General features: G+C 35.1%; 24 protein-coding genes and 1 pseudogene. 19 read left to right on the plus strand and 6 right to left on the minus strand.

The window, feature by feature from the left end:
* Nucleotides 1-143 precede the first annotated feature (143 nt).
* From NC797_RS08520 to NC797_RS08530, 3 genes are all read left to right on the plus strand, one after another.
* Nucleotides 144-320 (plus strand): hypothetical protein, encoded by a 177-nt coding sequence (locus NC797_RS08520; RefSeq protein ID WP_272436358.1) that lies wholly within the window; start codon nucleotides 144-146, stop codon nucleotides 318-320.
* Nucleotides 321-442: 122 nt separating this feature from the next.
* Nucleotides 443-985: a site-specific integrase gene (locus tag NC797_RS08525; protein WP_142246137.1), complete on the plus strand. Its 543-nt coding sequence runs from the start codon at nucleotides 443-445 to the stop codon at nucleotides 983-985.
* 965 nt (nucleotides 986-1,950) lie between these two features.
* Entirely contained in the window at nucleotides 1,951-2,154 is a 204-nt protein-coding gene (locus tag NC797_RS08530) for a hypothetical protein (protein WP_272436359.1), read from the plus strand.
* A gap of 213 nt (nucleotides 2,155-2,367) precedes the next feature.
* Here the strand turns inward: NC797_RS08530 and NC797_RS08535 are convergent, their stop codons facing one another.
* A complete protein-coding gene (locus NC797_RS08535; protein WP_272436360.1) occupies nucleotides 2,368-3,315 on the minus strand; it encodes a tyrosine-type recombinase/integrase in 948 nt (315 codons plus the stop codon).
* Nucleotides 3,316-4,020: 705 nt separating this feature from the next.
* Nucleotides 4,021-5,179, minus strand: a pseudogene (locus tag NC797_RS08540) (IS3 family transposase).
* Nucleotides 5,180-5,434: 255 nt separating this feature from the next.
* On the opposite strand from NC797_RS08540, the gene NC797_RS08545 reads away from it, so the two are divergent.
* The 4 genes from NC797_RS08545 to NC797_RS08560 all read left to right on the plus strand — a co-directional run bounded on the left by NC797_RS08545 (nucleotide 5,435) and on the right by NC797_RS08560 (nucleotide 11,647).
* Nucleotides 5,435-8,182 (plus strand): type I restriction endonuclease subunit R, encoded by a 2,748-nt coding sequence (locus NC797_RS08545; RefSeq protein ID WP_272436361.1) that lies wholly within the window; start codon nucleotides 5,435-5,437, stop codon nucleotides 8,180-8,182.
* Between the two features lie 116 nt (nucleotides 8,183-8,298).
* Nucleotides 8,299-8,895, plus strand: a complete 597-nt coding sequence (locus NC797_RS08550) for a restriction endonuclease subunit S domain-containing protein (RefSeq protein WP_272436362.1) — start codon at nucleotides 8,299-8,301, stop codon at nucleotides 8,893-8,895.
* Complete coding sequence (locus NC797_RS08555) at nucleotides 8,892-10,445, plus strand: type I restriction-modification system subunit M (RefSeq protein WP_272436363.1); 1,554 nt, start codon at nucleotides 8,892-8,894, stop codon at nucleotides 10,443-10,445. Before NC797_RS08550 ends, NC797_RS08555 begins: the two co-directional genes overlap by 4 nt.
* Nucleotides 10,446-10,447: 2 nt before the next feature.
* Nucleotides 10,448-11,647 (plus strand): restriction endonuclease subunit S, encoded by a 1,200-nt coding sequence (locus tag NC797_RS08560; RefSeq protein WP_272436364.1) that lies wholly within the window; start codon nucleotides 10,448-10,450, stop codon nucleotides 11,645-11,647.
* Nucleotides 11,648-11,701: 54 nt separating this feature from the next.
* Here the strand turns inward: NC797_RS08560 and NC797_RS08565 are convergent, their stop codons facing one another.
* From NC797_RS08565 to NC797_RS08575, 3 genes are all read right to left on the minus strand, one after another.
* Nucleotides 11,702-12,274 carry a site-specific integrase gene (locus NC797_RS08565; RefSeq protein ID WP_272436365.1) on the minus strand — a complete coding sequence of 191 codons (573 nt, stop codon included), beginning with the start codon at nucleotides 12,272-12,274 and terminating at the stop codon, nucleotides 11,702-11,704.
* Nucleotides 12,275-12,283: 9 nt separating this feature from the next.
* Nucleotides 12,284-12,676: a hypothetical protein gene (locus NC797_RS08570; RefSeq protein ID WP_272436366.1), complete on the minus strand. Its 393-nt coding sequence runs from the start codon at nucleotides 12,674-12,676 to the stop codon at nucleotides 12,284-12,286.
* Nucleotides 12,677-13,194: 518 nt separating this feature from the next.
* On the minus strand, nucleotides 13,195-14,424 hold the full coding sequence (locus NC797_RS08575) for an ISL3 family transposase (RefSeq protein WP_272436367.1): 1,230 nt from the start codon (nucleotides 14,422-14,424) through the stop codon (nucleotides 13,195-13,197).
* A gap of 46 nt (nucleotides 14,425-14,470) precedes the next feature.
* Between NC797_RS08575 and NC797_RS08580 the strand changes: the two genes are divergently transcribed.
* The 9 genes from NC797_RS08580 to NC797_RS08620 all read left to right on the plus strand — a co-directional run bounded on the left by NC797_RS08580 (nucleotide 14,471) and on the right by NC797_RS08620 (nucleotide 21,243).
* A complete protein-coding gene (locus NC797_RS08580; protein WP_272436368.1) occupies nucleotides 14,471-15,241 on the plus strand; it encodes a hypothetical protein in 771 nt (256 codons plus the stop codon).
* 328 nt (nucleotides 15,242-15,569) lie between these two features.
* Entirely contained in the window at nucleotides 15,570-15,731 is a 162-nt protein-coding gene (locus NC797_RS08585; protein ID WP_194287382.1) for a hypothetical protein, read from the plus strand.
* Nucleotides 15,724-16,038: a type II toxin-antitoxin system PemK/MazF family toxin gene (locus tag NC797_RS08590; RefSeq protein ID WP_272436369.1), complete on the plus strand. Its 315-nt coding sequence runs from the start codon at nucleotides 15,724-15,726 to the stop codon at nucleotides 16,036-16,038. Before NC797_RS08585 ends, NC797_RS08590 begins: the two co-directional genes overlap by 8 nt.
* Nucleotides 16,039-16,483: 445 nt before the next feature.
* Nucleotides 16,484-17,740, plus strand: coding sequence for an NAD(P)H-dependent oxidoreductase (locus NC797_RS08595; protein ID WP_272436370.1), 1,257 nt, complete (start codon nucleotides 16,484-16,486; stop codon nucleotides 17,738-17,740).
* A gap of 101 nt (nucleotides 17,741-17,841) precedes the next feature.
* Entirely contained in the window at nucleotides 17,842-18,786 is a 945-nt protein-coding gene (locus NC797_RS08600) for a sugar-binding transcriptional regulator (RefSeq protein ID WP_272436371.1), read from the plus strand.
* Nucleotides 18,787-18,880: 94 nt separating this feature from the next.
* Nucleotides 18,881-19,258, plus strand: a complete 378-nt coding sequence (locus NC797_RS08605) for a transcriptional regulator GutM (RefSeq protein WP_272436372.1) — start codon at nucleotides 18,881-18,883, stop codon at nucleotides 19,256-19,258.
* A gap of 18 nt (nucleotides 19,259-19,276) precedes the next feature.
* A complete protein-coding gene (gene srlA, locus NC797_RS08610) occupies nucleotides 19,277-19,822 on the plus strand; it encodes a PTS glucitol/sorbitol transporter subunit IIC (protein WP_272436373.1) in 546 nt (181 codons plus the stop codon).
* 29 nt (nucleotides 19,823-19,851) lie between these two features.
* On the plus strand, nucleotides 19,852-20,862 hold the full coding sequence (srlE, locus tag NC797_RS08615; RefSeq protein WP_272436374.1) for a PTS glucitol/sorbitol transporter subunit IIB: 1,011 nt from the start codon (nucleotides 19,852-19,854) through the stop codon (nucleotides 20,860-20,862).
* Between the two features lie 24 nt (nucleotides 20,863-20,886).
* Nucleotides 20,887-21,243 carry a PTS glucitol/sorbitol transporter subunit IIA gene (locus tag NC797_RS08620; RefSeq protein WP_272436375.1) on the plus strand — a complete coding sequence of 119 codons (357 nt, stop codon included), beginning with the start codon at nucleotides 20,887-20,889 and terminating at the stop codon, nucleotides 21,241-21,243.
* A gap of 362 nt (nucleotides 21,244-21,605) precedes the next feature.
* On the opposite strand, the gene NC797_RS08625 is transcribed toward NC797_RS08620, so the two are convergent.
* On the minus strand, nucleotides 21,606-22,553 hold the full coding sequence (locus NC797_RS08625; protein WP_272436376.1) for a sugar-binding transcriptional regulator: 948 nt from the start codon (nucleotides 22,551-22,553) through the stop codon (nucleotides 21,606-21,608).
* Between the two features lie 247 nt (nucleotides 22,554-22,800).
* Here NC797_RS08625 and pdhA point away from each other — a divergent pair, with 247 nt between their 5' ends.
* From pdhA to NC797_RS08640, 3 genes are read left to right on the plus strand one after another with little or no spacing between them, the layout of a single operon-like run.
* Nucleotides 22,801-23,784, plus strand: coding sequence for a pyruvate dehydrogenase (acetyl-transferring) E1 component subunit alpha (gene pdhA / locus NC797_RS08630; protein ID WP_272436377.1), 984 nt, complete (start codon nucleotides 22,801-22,803; stop codon nucleotides 23,782-23,784).
* 24 nt (nucleotides 23,785-23,808) lie between these two features.
* Nucleotides 23,809-24,807 (plus strand): alpha-ketoacid dehydrogenase subunit beta, encoded by a 999-nt coding sequence (locus NC797_RS08635; protein ID WP_272436378.1) that lies wholly within the window; start codon nucleotides 23,809-23,811, stop codon nucleotides 24,805-24,807.
* 18 nt (nucleotides 24,808-24,825) lie between these two features.
* Entirely contained in the window at nucleotides 24,826-26,166 is a 1,341-nt protein-coding gene (locus tag NC797_RS08640) for a dihydrolipoamide acetyltransferase family protein (protein ID WP_272436379.1), read from the plus strand.
* Nucleotides 26,167-26,172 lie beyond the last annotated feature (6 nt).

The following is a 26,172-nucleotide window of genomic DNA, read 5'->3' on the forward strand; positions in this document are numbered from 1 at the left end:
CAAACAAGCATTAAAAAAATAGTGGAAAAACTAAAAAAGAGCATGTAGTGACAACAAGCTTTTTTCTACATGCCTCTAACCCTTGATACGACTGCAATTGGAAAAATTTAACGCCAAACTCGGGTTATACCCAAGATGATTATTTGGAAACTTATGTATTAGGCAATTTCAACGAAGAACAAATGGAAGTATTTGATAAATTATTTTATTACATGAACTCAGACGACCGTGCTGGGTGGTTGAAATCAAATTACATTAACAATGATCCAAACGAATACACAGATAACCTCGTGAACTTTGTTGTAGTTGTCATTCAATAACATTAGGAACGGTGTAGCTCGTTTGCTACGCCGTTTTCTTCATCAATCAATATAAATACATTCAAAACAATTAAAAACCGATAGCAACGAAATCTATTAAATTCTAAAATGGGAGATGATATATAATGGCAGTACAACCAATCAGAGAAAAGGATAAAATCGAACAAATGAAAACCGTATTAATGCACTCATCATATAGGGATTATTTTCTGTTTTGTTTTGGCATTAATACTGGGTTAAGGATAAGTGATATTTTGCCAATGAAAGTGAAAGATATTAAAGGGAAAACCCATATCATTTTAAAAGAAACGAAAACACGAAAATCCAAACGATTGAAGCTTGCTCCAGTTGCTCAACGATTGGTAGAAGATTATGTTGAAGGATTGCATGATGAAGATTACCTATTTCCATCTAAAAAAGGTGGAAAACCAATTTCACGGGTACAAGCATATCGTGTTTTAAATGCAGCTGCTGAAAGAGTCGGAATAGGTGAAATCGGAACTCATACATTGAGGAAAACATTTGGTTTCCATTTTTATCAACAATATAAAGACGTTGTACTGCTCCAAGAAATATTCAATCATTCAGCACCTTCCGTAACCTTACGATATATTGGAATAAATGATGATATTATGGATAAAGCCATTGATGGTTTTGGATTATAGAAATTTGATTGAGTATCGGGTAATATTAACATATAATGAACTCGAGGTGGAAATACATTATTAATACAATTTGCTAAAGTTTGTCATTTACAACAGAACACTCCTTTTTCTTATGGTTCGTCTTTTTCTTTACGGTTTGTTTCAACGGAATGTGTCCATCAAAATTGATGGGCTATTTTTTTTATAATTTCCTTAAAATTTTTGTTTGATTTCGTATATAACAAATGAACAAGGAAGATCCTTTCCTATGAAATATACCCAATGCCATTTAGACTCCTTGTTATAAGCCCATGATTTCGAGTTTAACATTCCCCTCGATTTCATGGGCTATTTTTATGCAAAAGAAAAAGCACTTCCCAATATGGAAAGTGCAATTCAATAAGGATTAGATATTAATAGCAGTAAGACATCCAAAGAACCATTGTTGGTTCAATTAGATTATATAATATTTATTTGGCAGTTGTTAGAGATTAATTTGTATCATTTTATGAAAATCTACCATTTGAAATGTTACATATAAAACACGACAAAACAGCGAGAACTGTTAGAAACATTGAGCTAATCAAGTTTTTTAAAAGGCTAATCATGTATCAATTCTATCATTTTGATACATTCGATAAAAATCACGGTAATATAAAGGGATTAGTTCCCTAATAAAAGGATGGCGCCATTATTGATAGTATGTAATTCCGATACCTTATAGAAAATAAAAAACAGGTGAAATAACATAATAAAGCTGAGTAATATAACATTCAAAATAGCAGTACAAATATCAAACAAAAACACTTGGATTTTAGTATCCAAGTGTTATGTTTTGGTATCGTCTTGTTCAACTAAAGCACCCATTAGTTTAAGTACATTTGTTCACAAGTTTAAAGTTTTTAGAACCTGCCTGTTATTTTTTGAGTATAAGTTTAAATGCCGTTACAAATACTACCCCTATAACAAATGAGGGGGTCAATAAAATGGAAGAAGCACCTACAAGTAATAATGGAATGAACACAAGCAATAATGGAATGAGTACATCTAATAAGATAAACCTTAAAGGTCTTGGTGTTGGAGCAATTGTACTAACCACTGTTTATACGGCGGTTTTGGCTTCACAGTTAATGGCTACCAAGCATAAAGTCGATTACCTTTATTACAAAGAATTAACACAAAATAAATAGCTAATTATAGACGGTGCGTTTTCACCGTCTTTTATTTATATAAAACAGAATTTGAACTAACCTGCTCCGTTAGTTTAAGAACAATCTTTCACAATCTCTATATTCAGTTTAACATAAAAAGCTACAATTATCTTTACTGTATATAACAAGTTGGTACAATAAGAAAAAGGAATAGAGCAATCATAAGTGGTTTAATCTGCTATTATTATGTTTTTACCGTTTACGATTAAAACCATTATTCTTTTTGTTCAATTTATTTAATATGGAAACATCATCATAACCTTCTTTTAAATCGTTTGAATACAAATTGACGTATTTTTGGGTAATATCTAAAGTTGAATGACCCAATAACCTTTGTAATTTCAATGAATTTCCGCCTTGTTGGATATAATTTTTAGCATAAGTGTGGCGGAAAGCATGAATTGATGTTTTATATACCCCACGAGAATAATTATATTTTGAAATCGTACTTTGGACACTTCGTGATTTTAATTGTTCTGCACTTTCATTAGGGAATAAATACATATCTTTTTCTAAATCAAATGTTTTGATGTATTTTCCAATCAATTTTATTAAAACATCACTTATAGGTACATAATGGACTTTTCTGTTTTTATTCGTTGAACATAAAACAATTCCATTTTCCAAATCTACATCTGAAACGGTAATATTTATTAAAGTATTTAATCTAACTCCCGTATCAAGCAAGAAATTAACCATTATCCAGTTACGATATTCAACAAAACCGCATTTTTTTAAGTCGGGCGGTGATAAAAGCTTTTTGATCTCATCATCTGTATATGGTTCCTTTTGTGGTTCATCAATTTTGATTAATTGAATTTTAAAATCTTCAATGTAATCTTCCCCCATACACCAATACAAAAATGCTCGAGTATGGCGGAGATAAGTGTTTATCGTTGTATGTTTAACATCTTTATCCAACAACCACCTTTTGAAATGTTCCAAAACCGTTTTGTGTATGTCCGAGGGGGAGGTAAGGCCCTCAAGCTCAATAAATCGAAAAAAGAGGATTAAATTGTTTTCATAAGACCTAATAGTTTTGGGTGATAAGTTTTTAGTTTTGTTCTCCAACTGAAATTCCTCGAACAATTCTATTAGATTTTTGTTTTCATTCCTACGCCTAAACCGTTTCTTTCCCAATAAATACATCTCCTTTTGATAAAAATTGATGTAATAAAAGTAATCAAGCGTGGATTACTTGCAAAAAATCATAAAAATTGATGTTAGAGCTGTGATATATAAAGGTTTGTCCTTTATTTTTGGGCGGTTCTCGACTCAAAATCGTGTTCCTTCGGGAGTGTCGGTTCGACCCCGACCACCGGTATTACCAAGTAAATTTACGTCAAGATAAAACACTCAAAAATGTTGATTTAACAGCATTTATGGGTGTTTTTTATATTTGGGAATACGATAGAAATAGATAGGTTTTGATAAAAAAATGCACACAAAAATGCACAAAGCTCCCAGTGAAAAAAAGTAAGATTTCTACCTTGTAGCATTGTAATTTTAAAATACGATAACTATACTGTAATAAAATATTTAATTCAATAAAAAAACAAAAGTTATTTGATGAAGAAAAAAACCAACTATAATACAAGGGCTATTTATATATGTTTAGAATACAATAGTTTTTGTTACAAGGAGATTGGATCTACGTCAATAATTTGGACACAAAAAAGTTAATTTTCTAGCTAAATAATTCAGTGAAAATAAGGTGGCTTGACAAGGAGCCTCTGTGAGCACGATTTCTATGCCAGGAAGCCAGCTTATTTAAAATTCATGCTGGCAAGCCAGGTGAGGCTATCATGCTCACCTCTCCATGTAAAGCCGGCTCTCTATTCTGGTCTATGCTGCCGTCTGCGCTTTTAGTTCATTTTCAAGCTCTTGTGGCGTTTTATAATCGATACTACCATGTATTCTTTTACGGTTGTACCAACCTTCAATATATTTAAATAGCTCTATGTTTGCGACGTTAAAATCTAGGTATCTTACATGGTTGACTTCTTCTTTCTTTAAAATCGCATGGAATGATTCAATACAGGCATTGTCATAGGGACAACCCTTACGACTAAAGGAGTGTTCCATTCCATAAGATTTAATGCGTTCCGTAAAGTCTTCACTTGTATATTGTGATCCCAAGTCAGAGTGAAACACTACTCCGTCATTAGGTTGTTGAGTGACATGAGCATTGTCTAAAGCCTTTAATACTAAGTCGGTTGTCATGGAGCGTGAGAATGCATAACCAACAATTTTCTTAGAATGCAAATCCATCACAGAAGTTAAATAACACCATCCATCTTTCAACGTGTTAATGTACGTAATGTCGTCGACCCACTTTTGATTAGGTTTGTTGTGTTGAAGTCTCGTTTCAAAATGTTATCTCGTTCAATCACTTTTTCTTTACTTGGAGTAGGTCTAAATTTCTTGGTTATGATGGAGCGAATACCCTCCTCCTTCATTAAACGCTGTACACGCTTGATACTCACGTTAAAGCCTTCTTTTTGAAGGACTGCATGGATTTTAGGTGCACCATAGCGCTGTTTACTTTCCGAGTGAATATCTTTAATGCGTTCGGTTAATTGTCTGTTTTCACGATCACGGTTAGACTCCACTTGGTATTTAGTTTGATAATAAGTGCTTCTTGGCACATCTAACACATCACACATTTGTTGAATGGAGTGTTCATCCTTGTACTTATCAATGACAGTAGTTATTTCTGAAAGTGTTACTTCTTCGCGAATATGGCCATAGCCTTTTTTAAAATTTCATTCTCCTCCTGCAGCTTAAGCATTTGCTTTTTCATCTTAGCAATCTCATCAGCTGTAACAGTGTTACCATTTTCTGTTTGAATGGGAGAGAACTTCTTAATCCATGCATAAATAGTTACTTCTGACACGTCATATTCGCTGCTTAAGTCTTTAGCCGAACTTCCGGAATTATAAAGGTCAACAATCATTTTTTTGAAATCTTCATTATATTTTTTGCCCGTATTTTTGTTTCCCATATGGACACAACCTTTCTATAAACATTCTAACAAATCTATAGAAACTTAACTAAATTGTGTCCATGAAACTATACTAGCATCCAAAAGTTAATATTTTTTATAAGGATGAATGAGATATAGTTAAAAAATATCACCAAAATAATGTGGGGAATAGCTATATATCAACGATTAAGTAAAGTTATTACAAGGTGCCTACAAAATTGTAGTTGTGTTAAAATAAGTGTATTGAAATATTTTGAAATGAGGACGGAACTTATGAGTTATCAATCAGAGGCACAATTAGAAAAACATATGATTGAACAACTTGTTCGTCAACAATACGAGCGAGTAACTATTAACGATGAAGATGCACTTATACAAAATTTTAGGGAACAATTGAATAGATTTAATAAAAAGAAGTTAGAGGATTATCCATTAACAGACGAGGAATTTAGTCGCTTTTTAACTCAGGTAAGTGGGAAAAGTATTTTTGAAACAGCAAAGCTATTACGCGATAAACAAGTGTTTCAACGAGATGATGGGACAGAAGTTTATTTAGAACTTTTTAACACAAGAGAGTGGTGCAAAAATATCTTCCAAGTAACAAATCAGACGACAATGGAAGGTAAATATAAGAATCGATATGATGTGACGATCCTTATAAATGGATTACCTATAGTACAGGTTGAACTGAAACGAAGAGGTTTAGATTTTAAAGAAGCTTTTAATCAAATTCAGCGGTATCGTAAGCACTCTTTTAAAGGATTATTTCGGTTTCTACAGTTATTCGTGGTGAGTAATGGTGTTGACACTAAATACTTTGCAAACTCTGATGCAGATATTTTATTTGGACATACTTTCTATTGGTCTGATGCTGAAAACAATCGGATAACAAATTTAAATGACTTTACCGAATCCTTTTTAGAAAAATGCTATATGGCAAAAATGGTTGCCCGCTTTATGGTATTAAATGAAACAGAAAAGAACTTGATGGTTATGAGACCTTATCAAGTTTTTGCTGTTGAATCTTTAATAAAACGCGCTCTTGATACAAGAAATAATGGCTATATTTGGCACACGACCGGATCGGGTAAGACACTTACTTCGTTTAAAGCTAGCCAAGTTCTTGCTAATGAACCAGATATTAAAAAAGTGTTCTTTTTAGTAGACCGTAAAGACTTAGATTCACAAACAATGGAAGAGTTTAATAAGTTTGAACCTGATTCGGTTGATGAGACGGATAAGACGGATATGCTTGTAAAACAAATTTCAGATACGACAAAACCACTTATTCTGACAACAATTCAAAAAATGTCTAATGCAGTTAAGAATAAGAAATATGAAAAGATAATGGATCAGTATCGAAATGAACGTGTTATATTTATCATCGACGAATGTCATCGAAGTCAATTTGGTGATATGCATAAAGAAATATCAAAACATTTCCAAGAGGCACAGTACTTTGGATTTACTGGTACACCTCGTTTTGAGGAGAATAAAAGTCAGGACGGACGTGTAACAGCTGATTTGTTTGAGAAGTGTTTGCACACATATTTAATCAAAGATGCGATTCATGACGGGAATGTTTTAGGATTTTCAGTCGAGTATATTAAGACATTTGACGTGGATTTTGATAATGAGGATAAATCGCGTGTGAAAGGAATAAAAACTGACGAAGTTTGGATGCATGAGGATCGGTTAGAATTAATTGCTAAGAATATCATTGATACTCATGAGAGAAGGGCTAAAAGTAAGGGTTATACTGGCTTATTCACTGTTCAAAGCATCCCGATGCTTATTAAGTATTATGATATTTTTAAAAAATTAGGTCACAACTTAAAGATTGCTGGAATCTTTACTTTTGACCCTAATGAGGATAATGAAAATCGAGAAGAACATTCTCGTGATACCTTAGAACGTATGATGAGCGATTATAATAAAATCTTTGATAAGAACTTTACAACGGATAACTTCCCTAGTTATTTTAAGGATGTTTCTAAAGGAGTTAAAACGGCTCAAATTGATATTCTTCTTGTAGTTGATATGTTCTTAACAGGTTTTGATAGTAAAAAGCTAAATACACTTTATGTAGATCGAAACCTAAAATATCATACATTAGTTCAGGCATATTCACGGACTAATCGAGTGGATAAAGCAACAAAGCCTTATGGAAATATCGTTTGCTATAGAAACCTAAAAGAAAATACTGATGAAGCAATTCGTTTATATTCAAAGACTGATAGTGTTGACGATGTATTGATGAAAAGTTATGAAGATTATTTGGGACAGTTTAAAGCAGCTCTTCATAAAGTGCAGGAAATTGCAGATTCACCTGAATCAGTTGATAAATTAGAAAGAGAAGAAGATAAACATAAGTTTATTGTTAGCTTTCGTGAATTAACTAAAAACTTAGTGAAACTCCAGACATTTACGGATTTTGAATTTGATCCAGAAAAACTAGGCATTGAAGAGCAAACTTATCAAGATTATAAGAGTAAGTATCTAAGAATTTATGATGAAGTTAAAAAGAGTGAATCTAAAGAATCAATCTTAGCTAACGTCGATTTCTCTATTGAGTTAATGCATACTGATCGAATAAATGTTAGTTATATCATGAACTTAATTAGAAATATTAATTTTGATGATGAAGAAGAACGAGAGAAGTCTGTCAGAAAAATTGAAGAAGAACTTGACCGTGCGGATAATGAAGAATTACGTTTAAAAGTAGATTTAATTAAGAACTTCTTACGTAAAGTTGTTCCAACTATGACAAATAAGGATTCTGTTGATGATTCTTATAATAAATTTGAACAAGAAGAGCGTTCAAAAGAAATTGAAAAAGCATCAGAAGAGTTTAATATTGCAGAAGAAAAACTTCAGTATTTTATAGAAGAATATGAATATAGTGGAATAATTGATAATCAAGAAATTAGTGACACGATTAAACTTCCTTTTATGAAGAAAAAGAGGCTCCAAAAGAACATAGCTGAGTTTATTACTGAACATACAACCCGATACTTATAATTGTTATTTTAAAAAATAGCAGAAAACACTTGCTTTTTCTGCTGTTTTTTATTATGCTTTAAAAAGCTTGTTTTATATTGTTATTTTTAAAAATAACAAAGAATTGAGGTGGTTTATTGTTATTACAAGATTATGCAGAAGTATCACAAGGATCGATTCTCTCACGTATAAAAGAACATCCTTCTGATGACTCAATAAAAATGTCCCTTTACACTATGAAAGAAATGAATGAGAGTCTTGGTGAAGAATACTATCGTAGTAAAGAAAAGCCTCAAGACATTCATGTCCTAAAGGAAAGATATCGTGAATTCCCTATGACCAAAGAGGGTATGGTGCTTATTAATTTACAGTCTCATCAAGCTGTAGCTGTTCGAAAAGAATATACAGGTAAGTTAGTGCCATCTAATTTTGCTATTATTGAACCTTTAGATAATAGGTTGGATGTAACTTACTTACAGTGGTTTATTAATGAACATCCTTCATGTAGGAAACAATTACGAATTGCTACACAAGGCACAGTAGTGGCAGCTCTTTCTATTAAAATGCTTAGAGACTTAAAAGTAGAGATACCTTCAATTAACAAGCAGCAAATGATCGGTAATATGAATAGAATACTTGATCGAAAAAGACGTTTGATTAATGAAAAATTGCATTTAGAAGAACTGCTAGTAAAACAATTATCAATCAATTATCTCAAGGAGGAAAATAAATGACACTAACTGAAAAGCAGCGTCAGCAACAAGCTGAGTTACATAAAAAACTATGGAATATGGCAAACGATTTAAGAGGACAAATGGAAGCAAATGAATTTAAAAATTATATCCTTGGATTAATTTTTTATCGCTATTTATCGGAGAAGACGGAATACCGTGTTACAAAATTATTAGAAGAAGATGATATATCGTTTGAAGAAGCTTGGAAGGATAAAGAAATGCGAGAAGCATTAGCAGAAGAGCTGATTCAACAAATAGGTTATGTAATCGAACCAGAATATTTATTCTCCAATATGATTAAAGAGATTGGTAAAGGTGATCAAGGTAAGTTTGATACGGAAATGTTACAAAAAGCTGTTAATACAATCACAGAGTCAACGCTTGGAGCAGATAGTCAAGAAGACTTTCAGAACTTGTTTGATGATATGGACTTAGCATCTTCAAAATTAGGACGTGATGTCAAGTCACGTTCAAGGCTTATCGCTAAGATTATGGCTAGTATCAATGATATTCCATTCCTTCACGATGATGTAGATATTGATGTACTAGGTGATGCATACGAGTATATGATTTCTCAGTTCGCAGCAAGTGCAGGAAAAAAGGCTGGAGAATTCTATACACCTCAACAAGTATCAAGAATCTTGGCTAAGATTGTAACGGTCGGAAAGTCAGATATAAAAAGTGTTTATGACCCGACGTGTGGTTCTGGTTCATTACTGTTACGTGTTGCCAAAGAAGCAAATGTACGTAAATTCTATGGACAAGAATTAACAGCTACAACCTATAACTTAGCTCGAATGAATATGTTGCTTCATGATGTATCTTATCAGAATTTTGATATTAAAAATGATAATACATTATCCAAGCCACATCATGTAGATATGCGATTTGAAGCAGTTGTTGCAAATCCACCCTATAGTGCAAAGTGGAGTGGGGATTCAAGGTATTTAGATGATGAGCGTTTTAGTGCTTATGGTAAATTAGCACCAAAATCTAAAGCAGACTATGCATTTGTACAGCATATGATTCATCAGTTAGATGATAATGGTACAATGGCAGTCGTGTTACCACATGGAGTTCTATTCCGAGGTGCAGCAGAAGGCATTATTCGTAAACACTTGATTGCAGAGAAGAACTATTTGGATGCAGTCATTGGATTGCCTTCAAATGTTTTCTTCGGTACATCTATTCCAACTTGTATATTAGTATTCTCGAAATGTCGCAAAGATGATGAAAATGTTTTGTTTATTGATGCATCTAATGAATTTGAAAAAGGTAAGAATAAGAATGATTTAAGTGAGGAACAAGTTAACAAAATAGTACAAACTTATATTAATCGAAAATCTATCGATAAATATTCAAATTTAGCAACTTTGGAAGAAATTAAAAAGAATGATTATAATCTTAATATCCCACGTTATGTAGATACATTTGAAGAAGAAGAGCCTGTTGATTTGCATTCTGTTCACACTCGTATTCATGAAATTGATACTGAACTTGAAGAAATTGATGCTGAGCTTGCTAAGTACTATAAAGAGTTGGGGGTATAATAATGAGAACACCTCAAATTCGTTTTAGTGATTATCAAGATGAGTGGCATACAGTAAGATTTGATAGAATAGGTAACTTTTTTAAAGGGAGTGGATTATCTAAAGCAGATTTGTCTACATTCGGTACACCTTGTGTACTTTATGGTGAACTTTACACTACTTATGAGTCGGTTATTCGGACAGTAGTAAGTAAAACTAATTCAACCAGTAAAGGAGTGCAAGGTTTCGAAAATGATATATTAATACCAGCCTCTGGTGAGAGCGCTCTGGATATTGCATGTGCTGCTACGTTAGAGGTCGATAATGTATTAATTGGTGGGGATTTAAATATTATACGTCCTTCTAAAGAGTATGACGGGCGTTTCATAGCTTATCAACTAAATGTTGCTCGAAAAAAAGATTTAGCAAAATTAGCTCAAGGAGCTTCCGTTGTACACCTTTATAATAATTCTCTTAAAAAAGTTGAATTGAATATTCCAAGTAAAAATGAGCAACAAAAGATTGCTGATTTCCTGAGTTTACTTGATCGTCGTATCGAGGAGCAACAAAAAAAGGTAAAAGCTTTACGTGAACAGAAGAAGGGATTACTTCAAAAGCTTTTTAGGAGAGAAATACGTTTTAAAGATGAACAAGGGAATGATTTTCCGGATTGGAAACCCCAAAAACTTACTAAAATATTAAAGGAAAGGAAGCTTTATGCACAGAAAGGAAAAGAATATCCACACGCTTCACTTTCTAAAGAAGGTATATCTCTTAAAACTGATAGATATAACAGAGATTTTTTAGTAACATCAGTAGATAAAAAGTATAAGATAACCAAATTAGATGACATTTGTTATAATCCAGCAAATTTAAAATTCGGAGTAATTTGTAGAAATAAAATGGGATCTGCAATATTCTCTCCAATTTATGTTACGTTTGAGGTACAATCAGGTTTTGATTCGAATTTTATGGAGTATTATCTTTGTAGAAATGATTTTATTCAAAAGGTCCGAAAATATGAAGAAGGTACTGTGTACGAAAGAATGGCTGTAAAACCTGAAGATTTTCTGAAATATAAAGATGAATTCCCAAATATTGAGGAGCAAAAAAAGATTGGGCAATTTTTCATAAAGTTTGATTTGAAAATTGTTAATGAAGAAAAAAGAATAGAAGAATTGAGAAAACAAAAACAAGGATACTTACAACAAATGTTCATTTAATATAAAATGGCCATGCTAAAAGAGCTTTGGCCGTTTTATTTGTTGTTCACAAATTTAAAGCCCAATCCCACTAGCTGCATTATCCTCAAATAAATTTGCTATTTTAATATATCGCTTCAACGAATCACTTCGCTTATGCCTCGTCTGCTTCATAATCTGATGTTCAGCTTTTCCAAATCGAGCAGCCTGCGAACAGAATCCTGATCTTAAACTGTGCGCCCCATAACGCTTCGGGTCTAAGCCAACCTCCTCACAACATTTCTTAACAATTAACCGTACCGATTGAGCTGATAATCTATCCATGATATTTCCATGTCGGTCCATTCGTCGAAACACAGGTCCTTCTATAAGCCCTGATGCTGATATCCAATCTTCAAAACTACGAAAGGGACAAGTAAGCGGATTCGAACCAAAAGGTAATGCCACATCATGTCCTTCTCCTTTCTGATCAGTTTTACTTCGATTTAAATGGAGAATCAGTCCGTCTCGTGTTTTGGAAATATCCTCAATATTTAAACTTACTAATTCACTTCGTCGTAAGGCTCCTGCCCATCCAATAACAAGTAAGGCGCGATTCCGAATTCCAATCAATTTATCGTGTGGAAGGTGTTCGACTACTTGACGCAACTCATGAAGCTAAAGTGCTTCCCTACCTTCTTCTTTAATGCCGATCTTTCGCTGCAGTCCTTCCCATACATTTCGCACGAGGGAGGTCTTGGTTGGACTTGAATATCCTGCAGTTTCGTGACGTTGAGAGATTGCCGCCATTTTTCGTTTAATTGTTGAGGCCTTTTTGATTTTCCCAAGCATTGTTATGTAATACACGAGCGTTTCTGGTTCAGCTGGTAATGACGAAACGGAATGTAACTGACACCATTCTTCAAATTGTTTCCAATCAGATCCATAGGCTCTTTTCGTATTGTTGGCTTTTGAGTTTGTTAGATGTTCACGTGCTTCATTTTGTAGTTCTTGGAGATGAGTAGATAGTTCATTTGATTGTTGCGTTTGAAGTTCGTAATCGTTGCTCATGTTTTACTTTCATCCTCCTATCAAATCGTCTGCAATCATATAAAATTTTACTTTCTGTTGTGAGTATTTCATATTTAAGCGGCTCTTTAAGAAAATGCCCATAGTTTCTTAGACTATTTAAATTCCGCTTTTTTCGTCCTTAATCTAGGTATTGATAAGATGGGTTATCGATACTTAGAAGAACTACTTTTAATTCTAGAAAGATACGCTAGATATATTATAACTTAACTAAAAACTGAATGTTTGAAGAGGTTGCACTTTAATGGAAAGCGACAATTAAGATGGAGATATAGTTATTCTTTGGCTCCTCGCCATTAACGATGATTTTATAGAAAAATGAATAATCTAGCTGTCTAATAGAATCAAAAACCGGACAAGGGAATGAGTTCAATTGCTCACTCGGCATTCTCCACCTGTTACATGAATAATGCCCAAAAAAGTGGTTATATTAATATATGGACAAGGGAATGGGTTCGGTTGTGAGCGACGCATGGCTCCATACTGTTACTCATTCTTTTTTATTGACACTGTGGCGAGAAATCCAGCTTTCCAGCTAGTAAATAAATCATGGCAACAATGTTCTTGTCTGAGCGGTAGCCTCTTGCTTTCCGTTTTGCTGCTTGAAACAGGCTGTTAATCCCTTCTAACAGTCCATTGTTCAATTTTGAGCTGAACCATTGGACGACGCCATCATAATGTTTATTCAGCATTTTTGCCACATCTACCATGGGTTTCAGTTGGCAACGCAGCCCCCATTGGATCCATTCTTTTAACGCAATTGGTCCAATTTCAGGAGGGTAATTATACATTTCCTGAAGACTCATACGCATACGATAGGCCTTGGCTGTATCTAAATCAGAGTCTTTTAATCGATCTAGCTTTTCCTTTTGCTTTTTGGTTAGGTTTTTTTCGTTTTTCAACCACATGTATCGCGTGTTTTTTAAATCTGCACTACTTTGACGTTCGTGTCGTCGCACTAGGTCTACCGCTTGATTTACAGCCTGAATGACGTGGAATTTATCAAAGGTAATGGCTGCATTGGGAAAGTTTTCTGTTGCTCCCTTAATAAAAGCAGGGGACATATCCATCGACACCTCTGATACCTTTTCAGAGCTCCCGCCATGGGATTCCAAATGTTTTTTACATTCTTCCCACGTGCTGGAGTCCTTGCCTTTTGTCACATGTATGACGTTCTTTTTTTTAAGATCCATAAAAATGGTTACGTAATTATGCCCTTTCTTAGCAGAGGTTTCGTCAGTTCCAATCATGGTTACATGCGATAAATCCTGTACTGCAATAGCTTGATCCACGTAATAGTGGAGAATACGCCATAACTGCGTATCATGTTCTTTGACAAGTCGGCTGATTGCACTCATGGGCATATCCTTTGCCATTGCAATAATCCAAGCATCAAACAACAACGTAAAGTTCGAACGCCGCTTAATGGCCCACGGTACATGAACCCGATGAATTTTACCGCAATTTATGCATTCCGTACGTGGTAACTCAGCGTGGATATAGCATGGATATTCAAAAAAATTCAAATGTCTCCAGGTTCGATTATGATCAGCAATATCATATACTTTCTGAAGTTCTTGCCCACAATTAGAACAACTAAAAGTAGCTCCTTTGCGAAAAGAAATATAACAATGTAAGCACTCTTTTTCTTCATCAAATACACATCTTTCAATATACCACGGTTCGGAGATATGAAAAACACTATCAATATCTTGGACTTCAATACTCATGAATTATCACCCTTTGATTCTATTAGTTAGAATCTAGTATTGACAGGTGCTAATCGTTTTAAACAGCGAAGAAGCAAATAAAACAGCATACATTGGTTCGCAAAACTTTTCCGATGCAAGTTCTGATAAACTTGAATTAGGTTTTATAATTAATGATATGAATGATATAAAAAGAATAAAAAATAATATCTTTGAAGTTATTAAAAATAACTCTATTAGATATGCCACCTCAGACTATGTGATAAAAATGGAAGAGATACAAAGTACTATGAAAGGAGTCTTTAATAATTTACGTTATAACCTTTTTACATTCTTAGGTGACCCACCGTATGTGCCAGAATTTGAAACTTTTAGTATTGATGATGCCCATTTTCCAGAAGAAGAATGGTCTAGATTTAAAGAGCTAGATGACTCTTTGTTTCGGATTATTAATGACATAAGTGATGAATATAAATATATCTTTGATGAAACAAAAGCGGAATCAATAAAGGAAGATATAAAAGAACATTTAAAATCATTTATTTCAGAGTTAGATTCTTTTGAACGATATTTGAATTCATATGATGATAGAGTATGGGATAGATTTCGTGAAAGAGATGATGGAGACACAGATGCTACAATGAGTGTGGTATTGCAAGAATTACACGAAGAACAAGATTTGAAATTCAGACATCTAAATTTCCGTGGAGAAGAACTTCTTAAAGAGTTTATTGAAATAGAACCTAAAATAGAAAATGTACTTGAACTAGTAGAAGAAATAAAATATGAGATGTTGAATAATACAGTTTATGAGAATGTAGATGAAATTAGAGATTAACTTATGAAACGAAATAAATTTAAAAACTTAGGTAGGTAACATAGCATTAACCTGAGTTAATTCACACTCATTTTATAATTCACAAATTATGCACAAGTTATCTAACAATCCTTATAATATAATGGTTTGTGAGGTTACCTCGACCCCGACCACCGGTATCGAATCTAAGCAAAAAAAACAAAATATTATTTCTCGTAAAAGTAAGGACATAAGTTAAATGTTCTTACTTTTTTCCTGTTTTTCTACAGTTGACGATTGTTTTATTAAAATTTAATTCTATTGTATAATTGATTTGAATAAATTATTTATTAAAATGAGGTGGTTATGAATGACTGCTGATGAGATAATGAAAGCGATCGAAGAAATGGATAATGGGGAACGGATCAAATTACTTAATAAGTTATTTGATAATTACTTTGATAGCAGACCTCCAAAAGAGCAAATCATAAAAGAAAAAGAAGAAATGTTTTGGGGTAAAGAAGATGAGTAAAACAGGTAAGCGTGGAGAAATATGGACTGTTGAGTTAAATGGAAAAAGAAGACCAGTCGTTATTGTAAGCAATGATAATGTAATTGTAGAATTAGATCACCTAATAGCGACAGTTACGAGTCAACATACAAGAAATGAGTTTGATGTTGCGATTGAATACTGGGAAGAAGCAGGCTTAGATAAACCTTCCATCGTTAGATGTTCTAAATTAAACACTTTACATTTTAAAGAGTTACTATTTAAAATCGGAAAGTTACATGAACATGATTTAGAGAGGGTATTAACAACAATTCGAAACTACTTTTAATTTTGTGTGTATGAAGTCGAGTACAGTCCACCGGTACTACAGACAGCTAATAAGTGCTGTTAAATCAACGGTTTGACGAATATGTCAAACCGTTTTTTGTTGTTCATTGCATACGATTTTTTAGATGAAAATCGTGTTCGTAAAATCGTGTTCAAGGAGGTAAAACACATGGCAAGAAGAAGCAATGTATTGTCAAAATCTGAAATGAACAAGGTCATTGTGAATGCTACACTAAAATAGGCAAACCATCCCCACTAGGTAATAATTTCCTATTTTAAACTTTAAATATTAAATAGTCTGACTTTTTATGTTGACTTTATTAAAAATCCCTTCTATAATAAAAGTGTAATTAATAACAAATGTTATAAAACGTAACAAATGTTACAGGCTATAATTACTTAATATTTTTATTTAAATCAAAACGACATGAAAAAGGGGGATAAATTTGTCTATTTATCAAAAGCTGCAAGAGAGAGAGCGAGAATCGCAGCACGTTCGAGTTGGAATCATAGGGGCTGGTCAAATGGGGTTTGGTTTAATATCCCAGATTACTAGAATCCCAGGTATGGTTGTAACTGGAATTTGTGATGTAAATGAAAATAATGCAAACAGAGCAAGAGATTTTTATCAGTCCCAGGAAAAAAGGAAAGTAACGACTATTACATCTACTGACTATCGTAAAGTCATTCAATCACCACATGTAGAGGTAATTGTTGATGCAACTGGTGTACCCGAGGTTGGTGCCAATATTTCTCTAGAAGCGTTGCGATCGAAGAAACATTTGGTTTTACTTAACGTTGAAGTAGATATTACAATCGGATCTGCTATGAATCAATTGTTCACATCAGCTGGGTTAGTTTACTCTGGGTCTGCTGGGGATGAACCAGCTGCAATAGTAGAGCTCTATGAATTTGCTAAAACAATGGGAATGGAAGTGGTAGTTGCAGGTAAGGGCAAAAATAATCCGCTAATACCAAACTCCAATCCTGACACTTGCGCTGCAGAAGCAAAAAAGAAAAATATGAGTGCGCACATGCTTGCTGCTTTCCAAGATGGAACAAAAACAATGGCAGAAATGAATCTTTTAAGTAATGCCATTGGTCTGATACCGGATAAAGTGGGGATGCACGGAGTATCGGCTAACTTAGATAATGTTGCTGAGAAGCTAAACCTAAAAGAAGATGGTGGCGTTTTAGATAAGTTAGGAGTAATTGAATATGTCGATGGATTAGCTCCAGGTGTATTCGTCATTGTTAAGAGTGAACTGGAACCGGTGGAAGAGGAGCTTCGCTATCTTCTTAAAGTAGACGAAAATCATGGTCCGCACTACACGTTATATCGCCCTTATCACCTAGCTAGTTTAGAAACTCCTATAACAATTGCAAAAGCAGTTCTTGAACATGATACATCTATCCATCCGCTTGGTGCTCCTATTTCCGAAACAGTTACAGTTGCGAAACAGGATATCAAGGCCGGTGAATCATTGGATGGAATTGGTGGTTTTTCTGTTCGTGGAGTATTGGAGACTCATGAGGATATGAAAAATAATGGTCATATTCCTATTGGACTTATAAGTGGTAAAGTTGTCGCAAAGAAAGATATTAGAGAAGGACAGTTTTTAACGGAAGATGATATTGAGTTAGATCCATCGACTACTGTCTGGAAACTAAGAAAACTTCAAGATCAATTGTTCCTAAATTAATAGTAAAAAATGGTACTACGGAACTTTCCTACGTGCATTCTATTAGAAGTCAAATTATAGTAGTATATTAACTATAAAAAACAAAAGTTAGGATGGTTCCGATGGCTTTATTAGAAGACAAAAGATTACTAGTAAAAGTAGCTTATATGTACTATGAAAAAGGAGAAACACAATCGGAAATCGCAAAGACTATTGGTGTAAGCCGCTCTTTGATTTCTAAGTATTTAACAAAAGCAAAAGAATTAGGTATTGTGGAAATAATTATACATGATTCAGTTACCCATCCACTAATGCCGCTAGAATCACAAGTCGAACAAAAGTATAATCTCAGAGAAGTAATGTGTGTTCCTACTATTGAGAGTGACGATTCGAAAAACCGATTAGGATCAGCGGCAAGTAAATACCTTTTGAGAATAATTAAAGGTAATGAAACCGTAGGTGTTTCTTCTGGTACTACTTTGTATGAATTTGCTACGTCAATGAATTCGACCCAACCATATAAGGATTTAAGTTTCGTCCCACTTGTGGGTGGGGTAGGGGACGAAAGAGTAGATATTCATGCTAATCATATTGTGGCAAAGCTAGCTGAAAGTTTGGATGCTCAATATCATCTTTTGCATGTACCAGTTATGGTAGACTCTAAGGAAGCAAAAGAAATTATTATTAACCAGTCATCTATTAAAAATATTTTTCATATTGGAAGTCAAGCGGACATTGCTGTAGTAGGTATTGGTGGTGCACCAAAACACTCTACGATGGTTAAGTCATACTTGAGCCAAGGCAACCAAGGTGAATTTAATGATCCCGAAGTCGTAGGTGATATATGTTATAACTTTATTGATAGAGAGGGGAATGCATCATTAAATTCTTGGAATGAGAAAGTTATTTCTTTGGAATTAGATAAACTAAAGAAAATTCCGTTAGTTATTGGTGTTGCAAGTGGTAAGGAAAAAATTGAAGCAATTAAAGCTGCTCTTCAAGGTAAGCTTATCCACGTTCTAATTACTGATGAGTTAACTGCAGAAGGACTGTTAGGGGATAAATGATGTGCTTTCCATATGATGATATAAAACTAGTATTTACTAGTTCTTATAAATTTTTTTACTTAAGACTCTAAATAGTTAAAAGGAGGGGGTTGATTTGTGGGGAGCCTTCATAGCAATATTCGCGGGAATATGGTTATTACAAATTATTCTAACTCAGGTTCAGGTAAAACATTATCGGGATACGATTAAACGAATGAGTAAAAGAGCTTCTGGTTATCTAGGAGCGGGGGTAGAGAAACGTAAACTAGGGGTAGGTAAAGTTGTCATTATTGTTTGTGATGAAGATGGTACAATCGTTGATAGTCAATTGATGAGTGGGGTAACTGTATTTGCACGATTTAAAACATTTAATGAAATCATTGGAGAATCTATTTATCATTTACAAGATAAAGCGGAACTAGAAGATTTACAGGTTCCTATCTCTATGGCTATCAAAAATATTGAGGGTCAATTAAACAAAAATACAACATAAAGGCAAGGAGGATGTTTAATGGATTTTTTAGTTAAATTAGCAGAAGATTTTATTGGTATGTTCCAAGAGGGTGGAAATACCTTTATGGGGCTATTCACCGGTATTATACCAACCTTGATTGTGTTAATCACGTTTGTAAACGCTATCATACGATTGGTTGGGGAAGAAAGAATTCATAGACTGGCAGAAAAGAGCACGAAGTATTTTATTCTAAGGTATACACTATTTCCAGTATTGGCTGTATTCTTCTTAACCAATCCGATGGCATATACATTTGGTAAGTTTCTACCGGAAAAGCAAAAACCAGCATTTTATGATTCGGCTGTGTCTTTCGTACACCCAATAACAGGGTTGTTCCCACATGCAAACCCAGCAGAGCTGTTTGTGTACATGGGTATTGCTGCAGGGATTACTGAATTAGGTTTATCATTAGGGCCACTAGCAATTCGTTTCTTCATCGTTGGTATCATCGTTATTTTAATCCGAGGTGTTGTAACCGAATTTATTACTGCTCGCATGATGCAAAGACGAGATCAAGACAGGCAAGAGCAAGGCGCCGCATAAGAATAACTTAAGCCTAAGGAGGAGATAAAATGAGTGAATATAAAGCAGTCAAAGTTATAAAGGGTTCAAATGGCTGGGGAGGTCCTTTAGTAATAGAGCCTACGAATAAAAAGAAATATATTGTCTCTATTACTGGGGGAGGAATTGATCCAGTTGCTGAAAAAATCGCAGAAATGACCGGTGGTATTGCCGTAGATGGATTTACGAAAAAGGTTGAGAATGATGAAATGGCGTGTGCTGTTATTGATTGTGGTGGAACAGCAAGATGTGGTGTCTATCCAAAAATGGGTATCTTAACTGTAAATTTGACAGCTACACCACCGTCAGGACCATTAATGCAATTTATCAAAGAAGATAACTTTGTTTCGGGTGTTAAAGTAAATAATATTGAATCGGTTGATGGTACTGGAATTGCTGCTGAACCTTCTACTACTAACAGTAAGTCTACTCAGCAGGTAAAAGAGGAAGCAAAGAAAAAAGCGGCAACCTATACAAATACCCAGAAAAGGAAAGTGCCATTACTTGAAAAAATAGGACGTGCAATGGGTGGAATCGTTAACGTATTTTATCAAGCTGGTAGAGAAACGGTAGAACAGGTAATAAAAAATATTCTTCCATTTATGGCTTTTGTTAGTACATTAATAGGTATTATCAATTATACTGGTATTGGTGACTTTATTGCTAATGTTATTTCACCTTTAGCAGGAAATATAGTTGGATTGCTCATATTATCTGTCATTTGTGCGATACCAATCCTTTCACCAGTACTTGGTCCGGGTGCAGTAATTGCTCAAGTTGTTGGGGTGTTAATTGGTGTGGAAATAGGACGTGGTAATATACCGCCTCAGCTTGCTTTACCAGCTTTATTTGCAATCAATCCTCAGGTTGGATGTGACTTTGTTCCGGTTGGTTTAACGCTTGGAGAAGCTGAACCAGATACTATTGAAGTTGGGGTTCCAGCAGTACTGATTTCTCGTCAGTTTACCGGACCAGTAGCAGTTCTTATTGCATATGTATTTAGCTTTGGACTATATTCGTAAAAAAACAAGCTTTAGGGGGACGCTATGAGTACAATTTACAGCTCAGTAATTAAAGAATTAGGTAAAGACTTAGAAGAAATTTTACAAGCAGATATGTTAATCATCTTTAACGATACTGTACCTGATGAGCTGAAAGATGTATCGGCTATTCATGAGCAAGGCGAGTGGAAAGGTGAAGTGCAAGTAGGGGATGAATTAATCCTTGGCGAGGCTAACTATCGGGTAACTTTTGTAGGTGAGAAGGCAAATGAAACATTACACGATCTAGGTCATTGTACCATTAAATTTGGTCATGATGAACCTGATTTACCAGGTACTATTTGTGTAGAGGGAGAAACACCAAAGCTGGAACCTGGTCAATTGATTAAATTTGTAAGGTAAATTATTTAAAAAATAATCTGCGTAAAAAGGTCATTTTCAATACTAATGAGAGGACCTTTTTACTTTTTGAACAACCTCTTATTGAACTAAAATATATATGATTTATATAGAAGTTGGATTCACGAATAACCTCAAAACTGTGGGATGTAAATATGGATATGGAACTAATGATGTACTAGATAAAGCAACTTATACAATTGACGTTTTTGCAGAATTGAAAAGTATTATTAATTAAAATATATTCGTATAGCTATAATAGACTACAAAAACACACATTTAGATATGGATGTATCAAATGTGTGTTCTTTAGTTAAAAAGTTTGTATTCAGAAAAATAAGTCTAGCATTGTAAAACCTTTCACTTTATTCATCTTGCAACAGTAAAGTGGCTGTTTGTTCATCGGTTATTAACACATCGATATACTTTCCTTTTAAAGCAGCTAGAATGCTTTCGGCTTTATGGGAACCAGCCACTACAGCAATTACCATTTTTATGTTTCTTAGCTCTTCCAACGATATTCCTATCGTTTTTTTATCAAGTAAGTTATTTATCGTATTTCCAGATTGATCAAAAAATCGGAACCCCATATCACCTGCAACGCCCATTTTTTTTAACTGGGCAATCTCATCTTCTTGTAAATATCCGATCATCTCTAATGTAGAAACTTTATATGGATTTCCAATACCAGTGATTGCAATATCTGCACTTCTTCCCTCCTCTAAAACTTCATTTATGTCCTGCATCCCCATTAGTCGCTCTCTTAACTCCTGAGTTTCAACAATTGCTGGTGCATAAAGGTATGAACATGTCCCACTTATTTTTTTGGCAAGCTCATAGGCTATTTGATTAGCGTGAATTTCGACCCTTTTTCTTCCCATTCCGCCCTCCAATGGAACTACTTTTACACCTTCTCTCAGTTCGTAAGGGTATTCGTTAACTAATGCAGATAATGTAGTTCCCCAAGAAACGCCAATTGTTTTAACGCCTTTCATTTTTTTTGATAGATAATATGCCCCTGCTTGTGCTACGGATTGTGTAATCATGTCTGGAGTGAGGCTTGATATGGATACAACTACTACATCAGTTAAATTAAATTTCTTTTCAAGGCTTTGCTCTAAATTAACTGTATGAACACTCTCATCCTTAATAAATACCTCAATAATTCCTACTTCCTTGGCCTTTTGTAAAGACTTTGAAATAACAGGCCGTGATACACCGAACTTTTTGGCGATTTGTTCCTGTGTCCAACCATCGTTGTAATAGAGGGTAGCGACTTTCACTAACTGTCGCCTTTCTTCCCAATTTAGCATTTATAGACACATCCTTTATTTTGCAATGTTTAGTTAAAATGTAACAACTGATTACATTCGTAAATACATAACTTATGCTCAGCATATTTAGATGATAATACACTTGAGTGGTTTTGTCTATTATGCCTGGATTAATAAGTTTAAACTGGAATTTTACTTGATAATCATCTTGACTTAAAGTGGGAATAATTATATGATGTTTACAAAGGTAACACATACGAACATATGTAAACAGGAGGTAAAACTGATGATCAAAACTGTAAAACTTCCCCCTCAAATTACGGAGGAGAAATTAGTAGATTTGTATAAGGACATGTGGTTAATTCGTTATTTCGATGAAAAGGTAGATGAGTTTTTTGCAAAAGGGATGATTCACGGCACGACACACTTATGTGTTGGGCAGGAAGCATCCGCATCTGGTGCATGTGCAGTATTAGAAAATAAGGATAAGATTACTAGTACACACCGTGGTCATGGACACTGTATTGCTAAAGGTGCAGAGGTTAACAAGATGATGGCTGAGTTATTCGGAAGAACAACAGGTTACTGTAAAGGTAAAGGCGGTTCGATGCACATTGCTGACGTTGATAAAGGCAACTTAGGTGCTAACGGAATTGTTGGTGGTGGGATTCCACTTGCAGTTGGAGCTGGGTTAACTTCAAAAATGAAAGAAGAGGGCTATGTAGTTCTTTGTTTCTTCGGAGATGGTGCTTCGAACGAAGGAAGTTTTCATGAAGCTATTAACCTAGCATCTATTTGGGACTTACCAGTTGTATTTATTTGTGAGAATAACCAATATGGCATGTCAGGATCAGTAAAAGAAATGGTTAATATAGAAAATATCGCAGATCGTGCAGCTGCTTATGGCATACCAGGAAAAGTAGTAGATGGTAACGACATTATTGATGTCATGAATGGCGTCAATGAAGCGGTAGAACGTGCTCGTAATGGGCAAGGTCCAACAATTATTGAAGCAAAAACCTATCGTTGGAAGGGTCACTCTAAGAGTGATGCTAAGAAATACCGTACAAGAGAAGAAGAAAAAGAGTGGAGAGAAAAAGATCCAATTGCACGATTACGTAAATTGCTTATCGACGAAGGAATTCTTACAGAAGAGAAGGCTGATCAATTGAAGCAAGAAGCAAAACATGAAATTGAAAGCTCTATTGAATTTGCAAAAAATAGTCCAGAACCATCCGTTGATGAGCTGATGGAAGACATTTATGCATAAAGGGTAAGGGAGGAAGGAAAAAAGATGAGAGAAATTACTTATTTAGAAGCGGTTAGAGAAGCGATGAGTCAAGAGATGAGAGAAAATAAAGATGTTTTCATCCTTGGTGAAGATATTGGTGTGTACGGTGGTGCGTTTGGTGTAACACGTGGCATGATTGAAGAGTTTGGGCCAGAACGCGTACGTAACACGCCAATCTCTGAATCTGCAATTGCAGGTACAGCAATCGGAGCAGCGTTAACTGGGATGCGTCCAATACTAGAGTTGCAATTTTCGGATTTCATTACGATCTCAATGGATCAGATAGTAAACCAGGCAGCAAAACTACGTTATATGTACGGTGGAAAAGGAAAAGTTCCAATGGTTTTACGTACACCAGCAGGTTCAGGTACAGGGGCAGCTGCTCAACATTCACAAAGTCTTGAAGCTTGGATGACCCATATTCCTGGTTTGAAGGTTGTCCAACCATCTACCGCATATGATGTTAAAGGATTACTTAAGGCAGCGATGGATGATGATAACCCAGTTATTTTTTATGAGCATAAGCTCCTCTATAAAACAAAAGGTGATGTTCCGGAAGAGCAGTATTCCATTCCATTAGGAAAAGCAGACATTAAGCGTGAAGGTACAGATGTAACAATTGTCGCAACCGCTATCATGGTTCATAAGGCGTTGGAAGCAGCCGCAGAGCTCGATAAAGAAGGGATTAGCATAGAGGTAGTTGACCCTCGTACACTAGTACCTTTAGATACAGATACGATTGTAGAATCTGTAAAGAAGACCAGTAGATTAGTAGTTGTCCACGAAGCGGTGAAACGTGGGGGATATGGTGGAGAAATTGCTAGTGCTATCGCTGAAAGTGACGCGTTTGATTATTTAGATGCCCCTATCAAACGTGTGGGTGGGAAAGCAGTTCCAATTCCTTATAACCCTGAGTTGGAAAAAGCAGCAGTACCACAAGTGCCGGATATTATTGAAGCGGTAAAAGAGACGTTAAACAAACGCATTACTACACATGCATAGAGAAGGGGGAGAGTTGGTTTGGCTAAAGAAGTATTTATGCCCAAATTAAGTAGTACGATGCAAGTGGGAACCTTACTTCAGTGGTTTAAAGAAGAAGGAGATCAGGTCGAAGTAGGGGATCCTCTTTTTGAAATAATGACAGATAAAATCAATATCGAGGTTGAAGCGTACGAAGAGGGTGTCCTGCTCAAGCGCTATTTCGGGGAAGATGATGAAGTTCCTGTTAATCATGTTATTGGTTTTATTGGAACAGAAGGAGAAGATGTACCAGATTCTCCACAGGGTGAGTCTGGAGCGGATGGTGTAACGGAAGATGAAGCTAGTTCACCGAATGAGGTCGAAGAACAAGCTCAGCAGACAGAAGCTGTCAGTGAAAAAAAAGTACGGGAGTCAGATGAAAAGGTTCGTGCCACTCCAGCTGCAAGAAAGTTAGCGGAAAAAGAAGGTATTAGTCTGTTTGATGTTGTTGGCTCTGGTCCAAATGGCAGAGTCCATGTAGAAGATGTAAATGACTATTTACAATCCGCACCAAAAGCTACTCCATTAGCGAAAAAAGTTGCCAATGACAAAGAAGTCGATTTATCAACGGTAACTGGCACTGGTGCTAATGGTAAAATTTACCGTACCGATGTCGAAGGTGATCTAGTAGCTCCAGCAGTGGAAGAAGTAGATAGTGATCGAGTGAAACTAGATGGTGTTGGCAAAGTAGTTGCGAAGCGAATGGTGGAAAGCGCCTTTACGGCGCCGCATGTGACCATTACTAGTGAAATCGATATGTCTGAGGTTATCTCCATGCGTAAGCAATTACTAGATAAAATTGAAAAACAAAATGGTTATCGCTTATCCTATACTGAAATCATCATGAAGGCGGTAGCGCACACACTGAAGAAGCACCAGATTGTTAATGCTTCCCTTCAAGGTGATGAAATCGTTATGCATAAGGATATCAATATCGGATTAGCGGTAGCGGTAGGCAATGGACTACTTGTACCAGTAGTTAAAAATGTAGATCGAAAAGGTTTAGCGAGCTTGACGGAAGAATGTAAAACATTAGGAAGAGAAGCTAGAGATAATAAGTTGAAACCTAGCTCTATGTCAGGTGGTACGTTTACGATTAGTAACTTAGGGATGTATGCAGTTGACACGTTTACTCCTATTATAAACCAACCGGAGTCGGCTATTTTGGGAGTTGGAAGAATTAATGAGAAGCCATCCGGTGTTAACGGTGAGATTAAGTTAAGGCCAATGATGACACTAAGCTTATCATTCGATCACCGTATTATTAATGGTGCACCAGCTGCGGCATTTTTAACTGATTTGAAGTCCGTTCTTGAACAGCCATTTGAATTATTAGTATGAGGGGTA

The sequence above is a fragment of the Terrihalobacillus insolitus genome, from assembly GCF_028416575.1.
GTDB lineage: Bacteria > Bacillota > Bacilli > Bacillales > Amphibacillaceae > Terrihalobacillus > Terrihalobacillus insolitus.

Coding starts and splice junctions, on each gene's coding strand:
- srlE (WP_272436374.1), top strand. CDS start 19,852: ATGAGTGAATATAAAGCAGTCAAAGTTATAAAGGGTTCAAATGGCTGG.
- NC797_RS08585 (WP_194287382.1), top strand. CDS start 15,570: ATGACTGCTGATGAGATAATGAAAGCGATCGAAGAAATGGATAATGGG.
- NC797_RS08555 (WP_272436363.1), top strand. CDS start 8,892: ATGACACTAACTGAAAAGCAGCGTCAGCAACAAGCTGAGTTACATAAA.
- NC797_RS08620 (WP_272436375.1), top strand. CDS start 20,887: ATGAGTACAATTTACAGCTCAGTAATTAAAGAATTAGGTAAAGACTTA.
- pdhA (WP_272436377.1), top strand. CDS start 22,801: ATGATCAAAACTGTAAAACTTCCCCCTCAAATTACGGAGGAGAAATTA.
- NC797_RS08530 (WP_272436359.1), top strand. CDS start 1,951: ATGGAAGAAGCACCTACAAGTAATAATGGAATGAACACAAGCAATAAT.
- NC797_RS08575 (WP_272436367.1), bottom strand. CDS start 14,424: ATGAGTATTGAAGTCCAAGATATTGATAGTGTTTTTCATATCTCCGAA.
- srlA (WP_272436373.1), top strand. CDS start 19,277: ATGGATTTTTTAGTTAAATTAGCAGAAGATTTTATTGGTATGTTCCAA.
- NC797_RS08625 (WP_272436376.1), bottom strand. CDS start 22,553: ATGCTAAATTGGGAAGAAAGGCGACAGTTAGTGAAAGTCGCTACCCTC.
- NC797_RS08600 (WP_272436371.1), top strand. CDS start 17,842: ATGGCTTTATTAGAAGACAAAAGATTACTAGTAAAAGTAGCTTATATG.
- NC797_RS08545 (WP_272436361.1), top strand. CDS start 5,435: ATGAGTTATCAATCAGAGGCACAATTAGAAAAACATATGATTGAACAA.
- NC797_RS08590 (WP_272436369.1), top strand. CDS start 15,724: ATGAGTAAAACAGGTAAGCGTGGAGAAATATGGACTGTTGAGTTAAAT.
- NC797_RS08635 (WP_272436378.1), top strand. CDS start 23,809: ATGAGAGAAATTACTTATTTAGAAGCGGTTAGAGAAGCGATGAGTCAA.
- NC797_RS08560 (WP_272436364.1), top strand. CDS start 10,448: ATGAGAACACCTCAAATTCGTTTTAGTGATTATCAAGATGAGTGGCAT.
- NC797_RS08570 (WP_272436366.1), bottom strand. CDS start 12,676: ATGAGCAACGATTACGAACTTCAAACGCAACAATCAAATGAACTATCT.